At 70.9% G+C, this 14,444-nt stretch carries 16 protein-coding genes; 8 read left to right on the forward strand and 8 right to left on the reverse strand.

Going from position 1 to position 14,444, the window contains the following annotated elements; genetic code table 11:
* Positions 1 to 97: 97 nt before the first annotated feature.
* The gene (locus ACFYZE_RS04355; RefSeq protein ID WP_388988360.1) at positions 98 to 493 is read right to left on the reverse strand and encodes a hypothetical protein; all 396 of its coding nucleotides are present in this window, start codon (positions 491 to 493) and stop codon (positions 98 to 100) included.
* Positions 494 to 618: 125 nt separating this feature from the next.
* Between ACFYZE_RS04355 and ACFYZE_RS04360 the strand changes: the two genes are divergently transcribed.
* The 6 genes from ACFYZE_RS04360 (at position 619) to ACFYZE_RS04385 (ending at position 3,769) form a co-directional block, all read left to right on the forward strand.
* On the forward strand, positions 619 to 1,455 hold the full coding sequence (locus tag ACFYZE_RS04360; RefSeq protein ID WP_388988363.1) for a helix-turn-helix transcriptional regulator: 837 nt from the start codon (positions 619 to 621) through the stop codon (positions 1,453 to 1,455).
* A complete protein-coding gene (locus ACFYZE_RS04365) occupies positions 1,452 to 1,655 on the forward strand; it encodes a DUF397 domain-containing protein (protein ID WP_388988366.1) in 204 nt (67 codons plus the stop codon). Before ACFYZE_RS04360 ends, ACFYZE_RS04365 begins: the two co-directional genes overlap by 4 nt.
* Before the next feature lie 146 nt (positions 1,656 to 1,801).
* Positions 1,802 to 2,083, forward strand: coding sequence for a hypothetical protein (locus tag ACFYZE_RS04370; protein WP_388988369.1), 282 nt, complete (start codon positions 1,802 to 1,804; stop codon positions 2,081 to 2,083).
* A gap of 28 nt (positions 2,084 to 2,111) precedes the next feature.
* A complete protein-coding gene (locus ACFYZE_RS04375) occupies positions 2,112 to 2,615 on the forward strand; it encodes a hypothetical protein (protein WP_388988372.1) in 504 nt (167 codons plus the stop codon).
* On the forward strand, positions 2,612 to 2,986 hold the full coding sequence (locus ACFYZE_RS04380; RefSeq protein WP_388988375.1) for a peptidase inhibitor family I36 protein: 375 nt from the start codon (positions 2,612 to 2,614) through the stop codon (positions 2,984 to 2,986). The genes ACFYZE_RS04375 and ACFYZE_RS04380 overlap by 4 nt, the downstream gene beginning before the upstream one ends.
* A 117-nt stretch (positions 2,987 to 3,103) precedes the next feature.
* Positions 3,104 to 3,769, forward strand: a complete 666-nt coding sequence (locus tag ACFYZE_RS04385; protein ID WP_388988377.1) for a hypothetical protein — start codon at positions 3,104 to 3,106, stop codon at positions 3,767 to 3,769.
* On the opposite strand, the gene ACFYZE_RS04390 is transcribed toward ACFYZE_RS04385, so the two are convergent.
* Positions 3,762 to 4,646, reverse strand: coding sequence for a sigma-70 family RNA polymerase sigma factor (locus ACFYZE_RS04390; RefSeq protein WP_388988380.1), 885 nt, complete (start codon positions 4,644 to 4,646; stop codon positions 3,762 to 3,764). The two genes, ACFYZE_RS04385 and ACFYZE_RS04390, sit on opposite strands and share 8 nt — an antisense overlap.
* An 81-nt stretch (positions 4,647 to 4,727) precedes the next feature.
* On the opposite strand from ACFYZE_RS04390, the gene ACFYZE_RS04395 reads away from it, so the two are divergent.
* Positions 4,728 to 5,516 carry an SDR family oxidoreductase gene (locus ACFYZE_RS04395; protein ID WP_388988383.1) on the forward strand — a complete coding sequence of 263 codons (789 nt, stop codon included), beginning with the start codon at positions 4,728 to 4,730 and terminating at the stop codon, positions 5,514 to 5,516.
* Here the strand turns inward: ACFYZE_RS04395 and ACFYZE_RS04400 are convergent.
* Together ACFYZE_RS04400 and ACFYZE_RS04405 are read right to left on the reverse strand one after the other, a co-directional pair.
* Positions 5,513 to 7,330, reverse strand: coding sequence for a bifunctional metallophosphatase/5'-nucleotidase (locus ACFYZE_RS04400; protein ID WP_388988386.1), 1,818 nt, complete (start codon positions 7,328 to 7,330; stop codon positions 5,513 to 5,515). The genes ACFYZE_RS04395 and ACFYZE_RS04400 overlap by 4 nt on opposite strands.
* Positions 7,331 to 7,477: 147 nt before the next feature.
* Complete coding sequence (locus ACFYZE_RS04405; RefSeq protein WP_388988389.1) at positions 7,478 to 8,761, reverse strand: adenylosuccinate synthase; 1,284 nt, start codon at positions 8,759 to 8,761, stop codon at positions 7,478 to 7,480.
* A gap of 195 nt (positions 8,762 to 8,956) precedes the next feature.
* On the opposite strand from ACFYZE_RS04405, the gene ACFYZE_RS04410 reads away from it, so the two are divergent.
* Positions 8,957 to 9,829 (forward strand): diacylglycerol kinase family protein, encoded by an 873-nt coding sequence (locus ACFYZE_RS04410; protein ID WP_388988392.1) that lies wholly within the window; start codon positions 8,957 to 8,959, stop codon positions 9,827 to 9,829.
* Positions 9,830 to 9,840: 11 nt separating this feature from the next.
* On the opposite strand, the gene ACFYZE_RS04415 is transcribed toward ACFYZE_RS04410, so the two are convergent.
* From ACFYZE_RS04415 to ACFYZE_RS04430, 4 genes are all read right to left on the reverse strand, one after another.
* Positions 9,841 to 11,061, reverse strand: coding sequence for a cytochrome P450 (locus ACFYZE_RS04415; RefSeq protein WP_388988394.1), 1,221 nt, complete (start codon positions 11,059 to 11,061; stop codon positions 9,841 to 9,843).
* Positions 11,062 to 11,121: 60 nt separating this feature from the next.
* On the reverse strand, positions 11,122 to 11,796 hold the full coding sequence (locus tag ACFYZE_RS04420) for a response regulator (protein WP_388988397.1): 675 nt from the start codon (positions 11,794 to 11,796) through the stop codon (positions 11,122 to 11,124).
* The gene (locus tag ACFYZE_RS04425) at positions 11,793 to 13,139 is read right to left on the reverse strand and encodes a sensor histidine kinase (RefSeq protein ID WP_388988400.1); all 1,347 of its coding nucleotides are present in this window, start codon (positions 13,137 to 13,139) and stop codon (positions 11,793 to 11,795) included. Before ACFYZE_RS04425 ends, ACFYZE_RS04420 begins: the two co-directional genes overlap by 4 nt.
* A 176-nt stretch (positions 13,140 to 13,315) precedes the next feature.
* The gene (locus ACFYZE_RS04430; protein WP_388988403.1) at positions 13,316 to 14,248 is read right to left on the reverse strand and encodes an alpha/beta hydrolase; all 933 of its coding nucleotides are present in this window, start codon (positions 14,246 to 14,248) and stop codon (positions 13,316 to 13,318) included.
* Between the last annotated feature and the right edge of the window lie 196 nt (positions 14,249 to 14,444).

The following is a 14,444-nucleotide window of genomic DNA, read 5'->3' on the forward strand; positions in this document are numbered from 1 at the left end:
GGGGGCGTTCTTGTTGCCTGCTGGCGCGACTCTATGGGCACGCAGAGCGACGAGTGCAAGCCGGAACTGGCTTTAGCCGGGCGGTAGTTCGCTTATTTCACTCCGGGGAGTGAAGGGCGGTCCGCAGGAGCAGCGTGTGGACGAGGTCGTCGGATGACGTCGGCCGGTAGCGCCAACTCAGGGGCCAGGTCACGCCGTCGAGGGCCGGGATCGGGATGTACGAGATGCGGTTCGGGCCGGCGGTGAGGCGTGTGACTCCGGCGGGCCAGGAGCGGTGGGACGTGCTGCCGACGGGGACGAGGAAGTAGACGGCACGTCTTCCGTTGTCCTCCTCGATGACGGGGCCGGGGGCTCCGCCGGTCATGCGGGCGAGACGGTCGGCGAGGGCGCGGCCCCGGTCGCCGTCGATGCGGAGGGCGTCGAACCGGACGCCGGCCTTGCGGAGTTGGATGCCGGTGGAGGGGATCCAGTCCGGGTCACTTTGCGTATTCATGCGGCCAGTTTCGGCAGGCGGGACTAGCGTCTTCCATAACTCTGTGTCGACCAGTGGCAACGGTCGGAAACCGGCACGAGCGACTTGCGACCGGTTGAGTTCGGTTGAGTTCGGGGGTGACCGCAATGGCGCGGGCTGTGAACAAGGTGGAGGCGAGCGGGACGGCGCACCTGGTCGCCGCCCTGGCGAAGGCGCTGCGCGAGCAGCAGCGGCTGTCACAGGAGGAGTTGGGGAGGAAGATCGGGTACACCGGGTCGGCGGTCAGCGCGATGGAGACGTGTGCGCAGCCCGCGAGCGACAAGATGCTCGTCAAGCTGGAGGAGGCGCTCGGCGGGGGGCTCGGGGTCTTCGAGAAGGCACGCAGGTGGATGCTGCTGGAGAAGTACCCGGCACGCTTCCGGGGCTTCTCCGAGCTGGAGGCCGGGGCGGTCACGATCTGCTCGTACGAGACGCTGGTCGTGGACGGCCTGTTCCAGACGGAGGAGTACGCGCGGGCGCTGATCGGTGGCAGTTATCCTCCGGTCTCCCAGCAGAAGCGGGAAGAACTGGTCGAGGCGCGCCTGGCCCGCCGGGCGCTCTTCGAGCGGGACCCGGCTCCCATGGTCGAGCTGATCCTCGAAGAGGGCGTACTGAAAAGGCCGTTCGGCTCCTGGGAGGTGCTGCGCGGGCAATTGCGTTCGCTCACCGAGGACGCCCGGAGGGACAATGTCTGCGTGCAGGTGCTCCCGATGGACCGCGGACTGCGCGGCACGCACGCGGGCGACCGCGGTGCGATGAAACTCGTGGAGACCAAGGAGCACGAGCACGTCGTCTACATGGAGATCGAGGACCAGGGCATTCTGATCAGCGATCCCCCGGAGGTGTCCCAACTGGCGCACCGCTATGCGAAGATCCGCGCACAGGCCCTGAGTCCCGACGACTCGCTGGACCTCATCGAGAGGTTGGCAGGAGAAGAACGATGACCGGCAGCGGCACCCTTCGGTGGTTCAAGTCAAGCTACAGCGACGGCGGCGGCGGCAACTGCGTCGAAGTCGCCCACGAGGCACCCCACGGACACGTGGCCGCCATCCACATCCGCGACTCGAAGAACCCCACCGGCCCCACCCTCACGGTCTCCTCCGGCGCGTGGGGCGCATTCCTCAAGGGCGCTCGCACCCCTTGATCCCCCGGAAGGGGTGAACCGGACAGAAGTGCCGCATACGGGCGGGAGCCCCAGGGCATGCCCCGGCCATGCGTCACCTTGTCATCGCCTCTGCCCTCTTGGCAGCCCTCGGGCCGGCCGCCGCCCCGCCCGCGCACGCTGTCGCCGTGCCTCCCGGGCATGTGTACTTCTGGCCGGACCCGAACCAGATGGGACCCGGCGGCGCCTGGGACTACGCACCACCCGGGTATCGGGAGGCCGACCCTCGGGTGAAACGGCACGCGTACTCCTTCGACTCGCATGCCTCCATGACCGTGTACGCGATCAGTTACCAGCCCGGCGGCTGCCTGTACCGCGCGATCTATCCGGACGACTACTCCAACACCTGGGAGTGGGCGACGAAGTTCGACGGGGTCAGTGACAGCACGATGGGATGCCAGCCGGGCTGATCCGCAGATGCGTCCGCGTACGACGGCCGTGGCTGTGCTACTTGCCTCCGGCCTGTTCCTGACCGGCTGTACCGCAACGGGGAACCCACCACACAGCCACTCCCCCGACGACGTCATCAAGGCCGCCACCCAGAAGCTCACCGACGACTGTCTCGCCCGCCAGGGCCTGGTCCCGCCCCGTCCGGGGCAGCCGGCGCCCTCGTCCGTCGAGCAACGGCGCGTCTCCGACGCCCTGTTCGGGTCGGGCGAGGCAGAACTGTCGCTGCGCCTGCCCACGGGCTATGTGGTCCGCGCCCATACCGACGGCTGCCTCGCGGCGGCCCAGCAGCGGCTCTACGGCGACCAGCGTCGATGGTTCCGTACGTCGGTGATCGTGAACAACCTCCGGCCCGAGGCCGAGAAGACCCACTGCTCCCTGGCCGAGGTCCGTTCCCGGCATCGCGCCGAGATCGCCGAGTGGCAGCGGCTGCGTGCCCATGGCCTCGTCGAAGCCACGTCTCTCCTCACCGCGAAAGGAAAACCCTCAGCATGAACAAGCGCCTGGCCGCTCTCCTCGCCGCCACCGCCCTGTCCGCCGGGGCCGTGCTCGCGACCTCCGCGTCCGCGCAGGCCGTGCCCTGCGGCAGCGGCAACTTCTGCGTGTGGACGGAAGCGAACTTCCAGGGTCTGAAGATCGAACACAGCGGTGACGACCACTGGTGGGAGGGGGACATGGCCTGGCACGACTCCTCGTGGGCGAACCACGGCATCTCCGGCCCGGGCGTCAAGGACCACGTCAAGGTCTACTCCGCGCGCGAGCTGCTGGGCCACGTGACGATCTGCCTGGCCCCGGGCCAGGAGGTCGGCTACAACGCCGCCGCGAACGACCAGGGCGCCTCGCACACCTGGACGACCGGCTGCTGACCATGGGGACGCCCGCTGCCCCCGTCGCCCGATAGCCGGAAAAACTGCAACACTTTCTCCAGATCTGTCGCACTTTTCCAGCCGGGTACCCACCCCGCCCCTGCCACGCTGCCGGACGTGAGCCGATCGACCTCCTCCGTCTGGCAGCCCGGGACGGGCACGGTGTACCGCGCGCCCCTGGCCGCGCTGGCCCAGTACGGACCCCAGCGGGTCGGTGTGACGCACAACGCCCGCCTGGCCCGCTGCAACCGCTCCTACCTCTACCGGAACTGGGCCGGCCCCCAGGTCCTGATCCGGGACGCCACGCTGGCCGAGCTCCGGCGCCTGCTGCAGGTGGCCTGCGAGGCACCCGGTCCGCTGCCGCCGCCACGGTGTCTCGCCGTCCGCGTCGTGGTGCGGGCGGCCCGTCTGCTGCGCGAGCACCCCGCCACCAGGGCCATGGCGCTGACCGCCCCGGACCTGGTGCACGAAGCCGTACTGCGCCCGACCACCATCTGGCACCGGACGACCTGGGAGTGGCTGCGCCGGCACGTGACCGGGCACCTGCCGAGGGGCGCCACGCCGGACGCGGTCACGCTCGCCGTCCTCACCACCGCCCTGCCCTACGCGCTCACCCCACCGCCCGAGGTCCCGGACCCCGCCGCCGAGCGCGAGACCGTCGACCGCAGGCTGAGCCTTGCCCTGCACTGCTGCCTCGGCCTCCCACCCGCCTGCCCGGACTGTGCGGCTCCGCCTGTCGGTGAGGCGGAGGCAGATGAAGGGCACGCGAGCGGGCTCAGCTGACCACCGGCTCGTCGAGCACCGCCACCTCCGTCTCCCGCAGCCGCTCCCGGTCCGCGATCACGTCGATCTCCGTGATCAGGCCGTCGGCGAAGGTGAAACTCAGCACCAGCCGCACCCGGCCCGCCTCGAGCATCGCAAGGCCGAGGCGGCCGTCCACCAGGACGGCGGCGGTGAACCGGGCCCGGCCCATGGACGCCATCGCGCCCTTGGCCACCGGGTGTGCACCAGCGATGCGGACGGGTTCGGGGGTCGGGACGACCGAGCGGTCGGCGCGCAGCACCACGTCGGGGTGGAGCAGCGCCAGCAACCCGTCGAAGTCGCCACCACGCGTCGCGGCCAGGTAGGCGTCGACGACCCGGCGCTGCCGGGGCAGGTCGGCCTCGGGCGCCGGGGTGCCCCTGACCCGGCGGCGGGCGCGGCTCGCGAGCTGCCGGGTCGCGGCGGGGCTCTTCTCGAGCATCGTGCCGATCTCGTCGAACGGCATCGTGAACATGTCGTGCAGCACGAACGCGAGCCGCTCGTCGGGCGTCAGCCTGTCGAGGACGACCAGCAGCGCCAGGCCCACCGAGTCGGCGAGCAGCGCCTCCTCCTCCGGGTCGACGACCGCACCCGTGACCGGTGCCCGGGCCGCTTCCAGCGGCTCCTCGCGCCGGTTCTCACGCGAGCGCAGCATGTTCAGGCACACCCGGGCCACCACGGTCGTCAGCCATGCGGCCGGGTTCTCCACGTCGGCCGTGTCAGCGCGGTCGACGCGCAGCCACGCCTCCTGGAGGGCGTCGTCGGCCTCGCCGAGCGAGCCCAGCATCCGGTGGGCGACCGCCCGCAACCTGGGGCGCTGCACCTCGAACCACTCGGTCGCCAAAGGAAGTTCGGGCACCGTGTCACATTCCTTCCGGGCGGCGGGTCATCTCAGTAGATCACCCACTGAGTGACGGATCGACCGCATGGGAGAAAGATCATGAACACGACGACCGCACCCGTCCTGGTCACCGGCGGCACCGGCACACTCGGCCGCCACGTCGTCCCGCTGCTGCGGGAGGCCGGCCGTGAGGTCCGGGTGCTGAGCCGGCACGCACACGACCCCGCGGAGGGCGTCGAACACGTGGCCTGCGACCTGCGGACGGGCGGGGGACTCGACGCGGCGCTGGCGGGCACCCGGACCGTCCTGCACCTCGCGGGCGGTCCCAAGGGCGACGACGAGGCGACCCGCAACCTGGTCCGGGCCGCGCAGGAGGCCGGGGTCCGGCACCTGGTGTACATCTCGGTCATCGGCGCGGACCGTGTCCCGCTGGCCTGGCTGCGCTCCAAGCTGGAGGCGGAGCGGGCGATCGCCGGGTCGGGGATCGCGTGGACGACCCTGCGGGCCGCCCAGTTCCACGACCTGGCGCTGCTCATGGCCGAGAAGATGGCCAAGCTGCCGGTGATCCCGGTCCCGGGCGGAATGCGGCTGCAGCCGGTCGACGCGCGCGAGGTGGCCGCCCGGCTCGTGGAGCTGACGCTCGGCGAACCGGCCGGCCCGGTTCCCGACCTGGCCGGACCGGCGGTGTACGACCTCGCGGACCTGCTGCGCACCTACCTCACGGCACGCGGCAAGCGCCGCCCGATGGTCCCGGTCCGCATGCCCGGCAAGGCCGGCCGTGCCTACCGGTCCGGGGCCAACCTGACCCTCGAGGGCGCCGACAAGGGCACCCGGACCTGGGAGGAGTTCCTGGCGGAGCGGACCGGCACCCTGCTCGCGACGGCCTAGAACACCGGCGTGCCACCCTGCGTCAGCCGCCAGTTGGTGACCGCGAAGTCCGCCGGGTTCAGGGTGCCCTTGGACGTCACGTAGTCGATCATCAGCTGGCGGATCTCGTTGGTGGAGCTGTAGGCGATGCCGGCGGACGCGATGTGCGGGTAGCCGGAGCCGCCGTTGGCGCGGTAGTTGTTGACGGCGACGACGAAGACCTGGTCGTCGGTGACCGGTGCGCCCTTGTAGGAGAGGTTCTTGATGCGCGAGCCCTCGGGCTGCGCGATGTCGATCTCGTAGTCGACCCCGGCGGCGGTGTCGTACATGTAGTCCCAGAAGTTGTTGGCGTTGGTGAGGGTCGCGGTGTCGACCTTCGTGCCGGACGGGACCTGGTGGTAGTACTTCGCCGCGTACTCGAGGTAGTCCTTGAGCTGGGCGCCGGTGAGCTTCTTGCCGTAGAGGGTGTTGTCGTAGATGTAGAGCCCGGCGATGTCCTTGATCGTCACGTTCCCCGCGGGGATGTCCGCGGTCCGGCTGAAGGGCGCGGCGACCGAGATCAGCGGGAGCGCGGCGTCGGCGGAGGACAGCCCGGAGGCGACCGTCGCCATCTGCACCTGGTGGATGAAGTCCATGATGGGGACGTCCTTCCAGCAGGACTCCGCCGCCGACAGGTCCGCCGTGCAGGTGCCGACGGGCGTGTTGACGTACTTCACCACCAGCTCGTGGTCCGCTTCCAGGAGCCGCTTGATCTCCGGGTCCTCGTCCACCGTGTTGGGGTTGAGGGTCTGAGCCGTCTTGCTCGTCACCTTCCACCGGCCGTGGTGGAGTTCGAGCTCGAAGTCGAAGACGCTCAGGCGGTAGCCCCAGCAGTACGGCTCGGAGAGGAGGACTTCCTCGCCGGTCTCCTCGTTCTTCACCGTGTAGGAGGGGACCTCGACGTGCGTGTGGCCGACCAGGATCGCGTCGATGCCCGGCACCTGCTCGGCGACCAGGTTCGACGCGTTCTCCACGTACGGGAGTTCGTCGCCGTACGAGGACGAGCCGTCGAGCCCGGAGTGGTCCGTCAGGAACACCACGTCACAGCCCAGCGCCCGCAGCCGCGGCACGTACTTCTTCGCCTGCTCGACGAGCCCCGGGAACACCATCTTCCCGCTGACGTTGTCCTTGTCCCACAGCGCGATCCCGGGGTTGGTGAGCCCGAGGATGCCGACCTTGATGTCGGGGGCGCCGGGGACCCGGACGCGCTTCACGGTGTACGGACGGAAGGCGGGCCGCAGGGTCTTGGCGTCTAGGGCGTTGGCGCCGAGCAGCGGGAAGTGGCACTGGCTCTCGAACTTGCGCAGGACGTCGATGCCGTAGTTGAACTCGTGGTTGCCGAGCGCGGCGGCGTCGTAGCGCATGTGGTTCATGGCGACGGCCATGGGGTGCTCGGGCCCCTTCTTGCCGTCCTTGCCGGTGATCGGCTCGACGCGGGCGAAGTAGTAGGCCAGCGAGGTGCCCTGGATGATGTCGCCGGCGTCCACGAGCAGCACCCGGTGCTCGCCCTTCGCCTCGCGCTGCTGCTTGATGAGCGTGGCGACACGCGCGACTCCGACGGAGTTGCCGGCCTTGTCGCTGTAGGCGGCGTCCTTGTAATAGTCCCAGTCGAAGACGTGGCTGTGCAGGTCGGTGGTGCCGAGGATGGAGAAGGACCAGGTGCGCGGCGTCTTCTCGGGCTCGTGGTCGGCAGCCGCGGCCGTTCCGCTGCCGACCGCTCCCGCGACGGCGACCGCCGCCGAGGTGACGGCCGACTTCTGCATGAACTCGCGTCGGTTCATGGGACTGACGGGCATACAAGGCTCCTGGGACTGGAGAGCGAAGAGGGACGGCACTACCCGCGTAGATAGTTCCGGTCCCTACCTCCGCGCGGAACCAGGAGCAGCCCATGGGCCGGTCAAGGATGTCCATGACCGGCCCAACTGGAGGTGGATCCAAGAGACTTAAAGGAACGAGTTGATCTCGATGGTCTCGTCGCGGCCCGGGCCCACGCCGACCGCGGAGATCGGGGCGCCGGACATCTCCTCCAGCGCCTTGACGTAGTTCTGGGCGTTCTTCGGGAGGTCCGCGAAGGTCTTGGCCTTGGTGATGTCCTCCTGCCAGCCGGGCAGCATCTCGTAGACCGGCTTCGCGTGGTGGAAGTCCGTCTGGGAGTACGGGAGTTCCTCGACCCGCTTGCCGTCGATCTCGTACGCGACGCAGACCGGGATCTGCTCCCAGCCGGTGAGCACGTCGAGCTTGGTGAGGAAGAAGTCGGTCAGGCCGTTGACCCGGGTCGCGTAGCGGGCGATCACCGCGTCGAACCAGCCGCAGCGGCGGTCGCGGCCCGTCGTCACGCCCCGCTCACCGCCGATGCGGCGCAGCGCCTCGCCGTCCTCGTCGAACAGCTCGGTCGGGAAGGGACCCGAGCCGACACGGGTCGTGTAGGCCTTGAGGATGCCGATGACCCGGCTGATCTTCGTGGGGCCGACGCCGGCACCGGTGCAGGCACCGCCCGCGGTCGGGTTCGACGAGGTCACGAAGGGATACGTGCCGTGGTCGATGTCCAGGAGCGTGCCCTGGCCGCCCTCGAACAGGACGACCTTGTTCTCCTCCAGGGCCTGGTTGAGGATCAGGACCGTGTCGGCGACGTACGGCTCGATCTTCTCGGCGTAGCCCAGCAGCTCCTCGACCACCTGACCGACGGCGATCGCGCGCCGGTTGTACAGCTTGGTGAGGATCTGGTTCTTGACGTCGAGGGCCGCCTCGACCTTCTGGGTCAGGATCGACTCGTCGTACAGGTCCTGGACCCGGATGCCGACGCGGTTGATCTTGTCGGCGTAGGTCGGGCCGATGCCGCGGCCGGTCGTGCCGATCTTGCGCTTTCCGAGGAAGCGCTCCGTGACCTTGTCGACGGTGACGTTGTACGGCGTGATGATGTGGGCGTTGCCGCTGATCATCAGCTTGGAGGTGTCGACACCGCGCTCGTTCAGACCGCTCAGCTCGGAGAGCAGGACCGACGGGTCGACGACGACGCCGTTGCCGATGACGGGCGTACATCCGGGCGACAGGATTCCGGAAGGGAGGAGGTGGAGCGCATACTTCTGGTCACCTACGACCACCGTGTGGCCGGCGTTGTTGCCGCCCTGGTAGCGCACGACATAGTCCACCGAGCCACCGAGCAGGTCGGTGGCCTTTCCCTTGCCTTCGTCACCCCACTGAGCACCGAGCAGCACAAGTGCGGGCACGCGCGTACACCCCTTCCGGGCGGGGCATGTCCAGGGTCGGGGGCGTACGCGGAGGGTCCACCACCGCGTGCACCGCGACCGTCGTTGGCCGCAAACCGCCGGACCGGATGCCCCGGAATAGACGAAGCCCCTGACGCAATAGCGCAAGGGGCTCTTGCACAGAGATGCTACCCGAGGAAGCGAGGCAGGACCGAGGTGGCGACTTCCGACCAGCTCCTCGTGGTCATCGACCCGGTCGCCCGTCACAGCGACGGTGAGTCGGTACGGATCGCGAAAGACGTGCTCAGCGCGGGTGCGGCCACCAAGGTGTGTCTCCCGGACGGGCCGGAGGAATTCGCCCGGGCGCTGGACCGCCGGGGGTCGCGGCGGCCGGTGGTGGTGGGCGACGACCGGGCGCTGCTGCGGGCGGTGACGCTGCTGCACCGGCGCCGTGAGCTGGGGATGACGACCCTGTCCCTCGTGCCGGTGGGCGCGGCCCAGTCTCTGGCGCGATCGCTGGGGGTGCCGACGGGGGCGGTCGCGGCGGCCCGGGCCGTCCTGGAGGGCGTGGAGCGGCGGCTGGACCTGCTGGTGGACGACAGTGACGGGGTGGTGCTCGGGGATCTGCGGATTCCTCCGGTTCCGGCGCGTGAGGGGGCCGGGTCCGAGCCGATGCCGGCCTCGTCGGCGGCCATGGGGCATCCGTGGCTGCGGACGTGTCAGTCGCTGGTGCGCACGCTCGCGGTGCGTCCGACGCGGATGCCGTCGCCGCGGCCGGCGGCGCCCGGGCCGTCCCGGCTGCGGGTGGAGGTCGACGGGGAGACGCTGGTGGACCTGGACCAGCCGGTGGAGGGCGTGTCCGTGACGCCGGGGGGTCCGGGGGTGGCCGAGGTGGAGGTGCGGCCGGTCTCGGTGGGCGCGGAAGCGTCGCCGCTGCTGGCGGTGGGGCGCAGGGTGACGGTGTCGGGGGCCGATTTCCGCTATCGCGCGGATGCGGTGGTGTCGGGGCCGGTACGGACGCGGACATGGGTGGTGCGGGAGGGGGCCTGGGGGCTGACGTTGCCCGGGGCCCGCCCTCCCGGAGTGTGAGGGAGCGGTGGTCAGCCGATCTCCACGCTCAGCCCTTCAAGGCCCCGGATCACGAAGTTCGGCTTCCGCTCCGGCTCCGCCGCCGGCCGCAGCGTCGGGGCCTGCTCCAGCAACGCCGTCATGGACGCCGCCAGCTCGATACGCGCCAGGGGTGCGCCGATGCAGTAGTGGATGCCCGCGCTGAAGGAGATGTGCGGGTTCTCCCGGCGGGTCAGGTCCAGCTGCTCGGGAGCCGTGAAGACCGCCGGGTCGTGGTTCGCCGAGCCGAACAGCATGGCGATCTCGGCGCCCCGCGGGATCACCGTGCCGTCGATCTCGATCTCGTCCAGCACCCAGCGCTCGAAGAGCTGGAGCGGGGTGTCGAAGCGCATCAGCTCCTCCACCGCCGAGGGGACGAGCGTGTGGTCGGCACGCAGGACCGCCAGCTGCTCCGGGTGGCGGAACAGCGCCCACCAGCCGTTCACGGTCGCGTTCACCGTGGCCTCGTGTCCGGCGTTCAGCAGCAGCACACAGGTCGAGATCATCTCCTGCTCGGTGAGCCGGTCGCCCTCGTCGTGGGCGGCGATCAGACCCGAGATCAGGTCCTCCCCCGGCTCCTTGCGGCGCTCGGCGATCAGCTCCCGCAGGTACTCCGAGAACTCCACCGACGCCCGCACCGCCCTGCGTGCCGTCTCCTCGGACGGGTTCAGCTCGTACATCCCGCAGATGTCCGCCGACCACGGGCGCAGCTGCCCGCGGTCCGCCTCGGGGATGCCCAGCATCTCGGCGATCACCGCGACCGGCAGCGGCTCGGCGACGTCGGTCAGCAGATCGCCGCCGCCCGCCTCCACCAGCCGGGCCACCAGCTCGCCGGCCAGGTCCCGCACATACGGCTTCAGCTGCTCCACGGTCCGCGGCGTGAACGCCTTGGACACCAGCCGCCGGATGCGGGTGTGGTCCGGCGGCTCCAGGTCGAGCATGCCGTGGTCGTTGAGCGTGTGGAAGGGCTCGTGCTCGGGCGGCGGCGCGGTCCGTCCGAACTCCTCGTGCGTGAACCGGTGCTGGTACGTCCGGCCCAGCCGCCTGTCCCGCAGCAACGCCGAAACGTCCGCGTGGTGCGGCACCAGCCACTGACCGGTGGGCTCGTACCAGTGCACCCGGCCCCGCGCACGCAGCTCGGCGTAGGCGGGGTACGGGTCGGCCACGAACGCCGGGTCCCAGGGATCGAACGCGAGAGCGGAAGGAGCTGCCATGCCCGGACGCTAACCGAGCGGACGCCCGCTGACCAGGGGGGTCTCACAGCGAAGGGCGGCTCACCCCGGGGTCACCAGTCTCGCCTCGTACGCGAACACCGCCGCCTGGGTGCGGTCGCGCAGGCCCAGCTTCACCAGGACGCGGCTGACGTGCGTCTTGATCGTGGACTCGGCCACCACCAGCCGCTCCGCGATCTCCGCGTTCGACAGTCCCTGGGCGATGAGGACCAGCACCTCCGTCTCCCGTTCCGTCAGGTCGCCGTACGCCGCCCGGGCCGCCGGCGGGAGCGCCGGCCGGTCCGCCAGGCGGGAGAACTCGGTGATCAGCCGCCGGGTGACCGAGGGCGCCAGCAGCGCCTCGCCGGCCGCCACCACCCGAACTCCCTCGGCGAGCTGCTTGGCCGAAGCGTCCTTGAGCAGGAAGCCGGAGGCTCCCGCCCGCAGCGCCTGGTACACGTACTCGTCGAGGTCGAAGGTGGTCAGCACCAGCACCTTCGCCGAACCGTCCGCGGCGACGATCTCCCGGGTCGCCTCGATGCCGTTCAGCTCCGGCATGCGGATGTCCATCAGCACGACGTCCGGAGCCAGTTCCCGGACCCGCTCGACCGCCTCCCTGCCGTTGACGGCCTCCCCGACGACCTCGATGTCCGGCATCGCCCCGAGCAGCACCGAGAAGCCCTCCCGGACCATCATCTGGTCGTCGGCGATCAGTACGCGGATGGTGCCCTCGGTCACGCGGTGCCCTCCACGGTGGCCACCGGCAGGAACACCGTCACCTCATAGCCTCCGTCGTCCGTCTCCCCCGCCGTCATCTCCCCGCCCAGCATCGAGACCCGCTCGCGCATGCCCGTCAGGCCGTGCCCCGCGCCGTGCGTCGACTTCGTGAGCGTTGCCTGCGGCGCCGGGCCGTTGACGATGCGCAGGCCCAGCCCGCCGAGCACATAGCCGATCTCCACCCGTGCCGGGGCGCCGGGCGCGTGCCGCAGCGTGTTGCTGAGGGCCTCCTGGACGATGCGGTACGCCGACAGCTCGACGCCCTGCGGGAGTTCCCGCACCGCGCCCGTGACCGCCTTGTCGACGCTCAGTCCCGCCTCCCGCACATTCGCCAGCAGGACGTCGAGGTCGGCCAGGGTGGGCTGGGGCGCGTCCGGGGCCTCGTAGTCCTCCGCCCGCACGACCCCCAGGACGCGGCGCAGCTCGGTGAGGGCCGCCACCGCGTTCTCCCGGATCGTGGCGAAGGCCTTCTCCAGTTCCGGTGGCGGGTTCTCCACACGGTAGGGCGCGGCCTCCGCCTGGATCGCGACCACCGACATGTGGTGGGCGACCACATCGTGCAGTTCGCGCGCGATCGTCGTGCGCTCCTCCAGCAGGGTGCGCCGGGAGCGCTCGTGCGCGGTCTCGGTCTGCTGGGCGCTGACCTCCTGCTCGGCCTCGTGGCGTATGTGCCGGACGGTGACCGCGAGCAGCGCGAGGGCGGAGACGACCAGCATGGCCGGGGCGTCGCCGTCGTAGTTGCCCCACCCGAACACGCTCTCGGTGACGAAGGCGTAGGCCGCGGTGGCCACCCACATCCACGCCGCCGTGCGCGGCCGGGTGCGTATCGCCACCACCGTCAGCACCGTCAGATGGGCTATGAAGCTGCTGGGCAGCCATGGCCAGGCGCCCCAGGAGGAGCCCAGGAACGCCGTCCCGGCGGTCCCCGCCAAGGACGCCCAGAAGGCTCCGACCGGGCGCACCAGTGTCAGCAACACCGGGACCAGGGCGAACAGACCGCTCAGCAGGTTCGGCAGTCCGCCGCCGTCGTTGCGCTGGGCGACCAGCATCGCCACCAGGCCGGCCCCGGTCACCACGGCGTGCGGGGTCCAGGCCGCGTACTCGCGCATGCGTCCCGGCAGCCGCCTGGTCACCGGACCGTCGACGCCCATGCGGGGCAACGGGCGGTAGGCGAAGGCGTCGTGGAACAGGTCCTGCCGCATTCTGCGCAGGGCGTCCGCGGCCAGCCGGTACTCCGGGCTGCGCGGCGTGTACGGGGCGTACGCGCCGTCCGGTGGCGTCTGCCTCTGGGTCGTCTCGGTCACGTGGAAAAGGTAGGCCCGGTCAGGGGAGGCGGTCGTCACCAGTGAGAGGGGTACTCCAGAATCCTTCTCAAGTACTACGGGTAGAGCTGGGGGGCTCCCGGATGGTTCCCGGGTGGCTCCCCTCAGCTCTCAGGTATTACGGGTATGACCGGGTCCACCCAGGGGCGCGGTCCCGGCTACCACGCCAGCTGTGCGATCTCCTCGGCCACGACCGCGCACGCGTCCGCCGCAGGGTCGATCAGGGGGAAGTGGCCGACGCCCTCCAGGAGCGTGAGGCCGACCACCTCACCGGCCTTCGCCGCCGCCTCCGCGTACGCCTCGGCGACGGCCTGCGGGACCACGACGTCCGTCCGGCCCTGGACCAGGGTGGTGGCGATACCGGTGGGCAGCAGAAGCGCCGGGTCCGCGTACGGTCTGCGCTCCTCGAACCGGTCCCTGCCGCCGAGGAGCTGGACCGCCGCGCCGCCGCACACGTCCAGCTTCTCGGCGACGTGGAAGTCCGCGATCGGGGCGAGCACCACCACACCGCGCAGCGGGGCGGGGCGGTCCGTGCGCCACGGGCAGTCGGTCGGCAGGACGTGCCGGGCCGCGGTCCACAGCGCCAGGTGGCCGCCCGCCGAGTGCCCGGTGATCACCGTGCGCCGCGGATCGGCCTGCGGCAAGGCCTCGCGCACCAGCCCGGGAAGCGCGTCGAACGCGGCCGCCACGTCGTCGAACGTGTCCGGCCAGCGGCCCGCCACCGGCCCACTACCGCCGCCCGCACCCGACTCCGCGTCCGCGGAGCCGTCGGCCTGGGACGGGATGAGGGCGCCCCGGCGGTACTCGACGCTCGCCACGGCGAAGCCCCGGCGGGCCAGGAAGTCCGCGAACGGCGAGATGTGCCGGCGGTCGTACGGCGCACGCCACGCGCCGCCGTGCAGGAGGACGACCAGCGGGGCGAGTCCCGGGACGGCCGCCGCCCCGGCCGGCTCGGTCTGCCGGGGGGCGTAGAAGTCGATCACCTGGTCGGGGTGGTCGCCGTAGAGGGCGGTGGAGTCGGGGTCCACCGGCGGGTGCGAGAAGGCGGACGCCTCTTCGGCGGCATCGCGGTGGGCGGCGTCGTCCGGCATGCTCCAACCTCTCAGCGGCAGAACGGGATTCGTGCGCGGCGGCCGGAGAGTACCGGCCGCTGGCGGGGACGGTATCAGGCGGGTGACGTGCCTCAGCACGGGGTTGTCACTCTGGGTGAGGAGCGAACGGTTCGGCCGAGCCGTCCCGGTGGGCGGTGGCCAAGGCCCCGGCCGCGGGGTTCGCGGCCGGATGGGG

The sequence above is a fragment of the Streptomyces sp. NPDC001796 genome (genome assembly GCF_042892355.1).
In the GTDB taxonomy this organism is placed as follows: domain Bacteria; phylum Actinomycetota; class Actinomycetes; order Streptomycetales; family Streptomycetaceae; genus Streptomyces.

What these genes read in the sequence shown, in the direction of transcription:
- ACFYZE_RS04400 (WP_388988386.1), bottom strand. Translation starts at nt 7,330, where the DNA reads ATGCCCGTCAGTCCCATGAACCGACGCGAGTTCATGCAGAAGTCGGCC.
- ACFYZE_RS04430 (WP_388988403.1), bottom strand. Translation starts at nt 14,248, where the DNA reads ATGCCGGACGACGCCGCCCACCGCGATGCCGCCGAAGAGGCGTCCGCC.
- ACFYZE_RS04365 (WP_388988366.1), top strand. Translation starts at nt 1,452, where the DNA reads ATGACCGGCAGCGGCACCCTTCGGTGGTTCAAGTCAAGCTACAGCGAC.
- ACFYZE_RS04380 (WP_388988375.1), top strand. Translation starts at nt 2,612, where the DNA reads ATGAACAAGCGCCTGGCCGCTCTCCTCGCCGCCACCGCCCTGTCCGCC.
- ACFYZE_RS04395 (WP_388988383.1), top strand. Translation starts at nt 4,728, where the DNA reads ATGAACACGACGACCGCACCCGTCCTGGTCACCGGCGGCACCGGCACA.
- ACFYZE_RS04360 (WP_388988363.1), top strand. Translation starts at nt 619, where the DNA reads ATGGCGCGGGCTGTGAACAAGGTGGAGGCGAGCGGGACGGCGCACCTG.
- ACFYZE_RS04355 (WP_388988360.1), bottom strand. Translation starts at nt 493, where the DNA reads ATGAATACGCAAAGTGACCCGGACTGGATCCCCTCCACCGGCATCCAA.
- ACFYZE_RS04415 (WP_388988394.1), bottom strand. Translation starts at nt 11,061, where the DNA reads ATGGCAGCTCCTTCCGCTCTCGCGTTCGATCCCTGGGACCCGGCGTTC.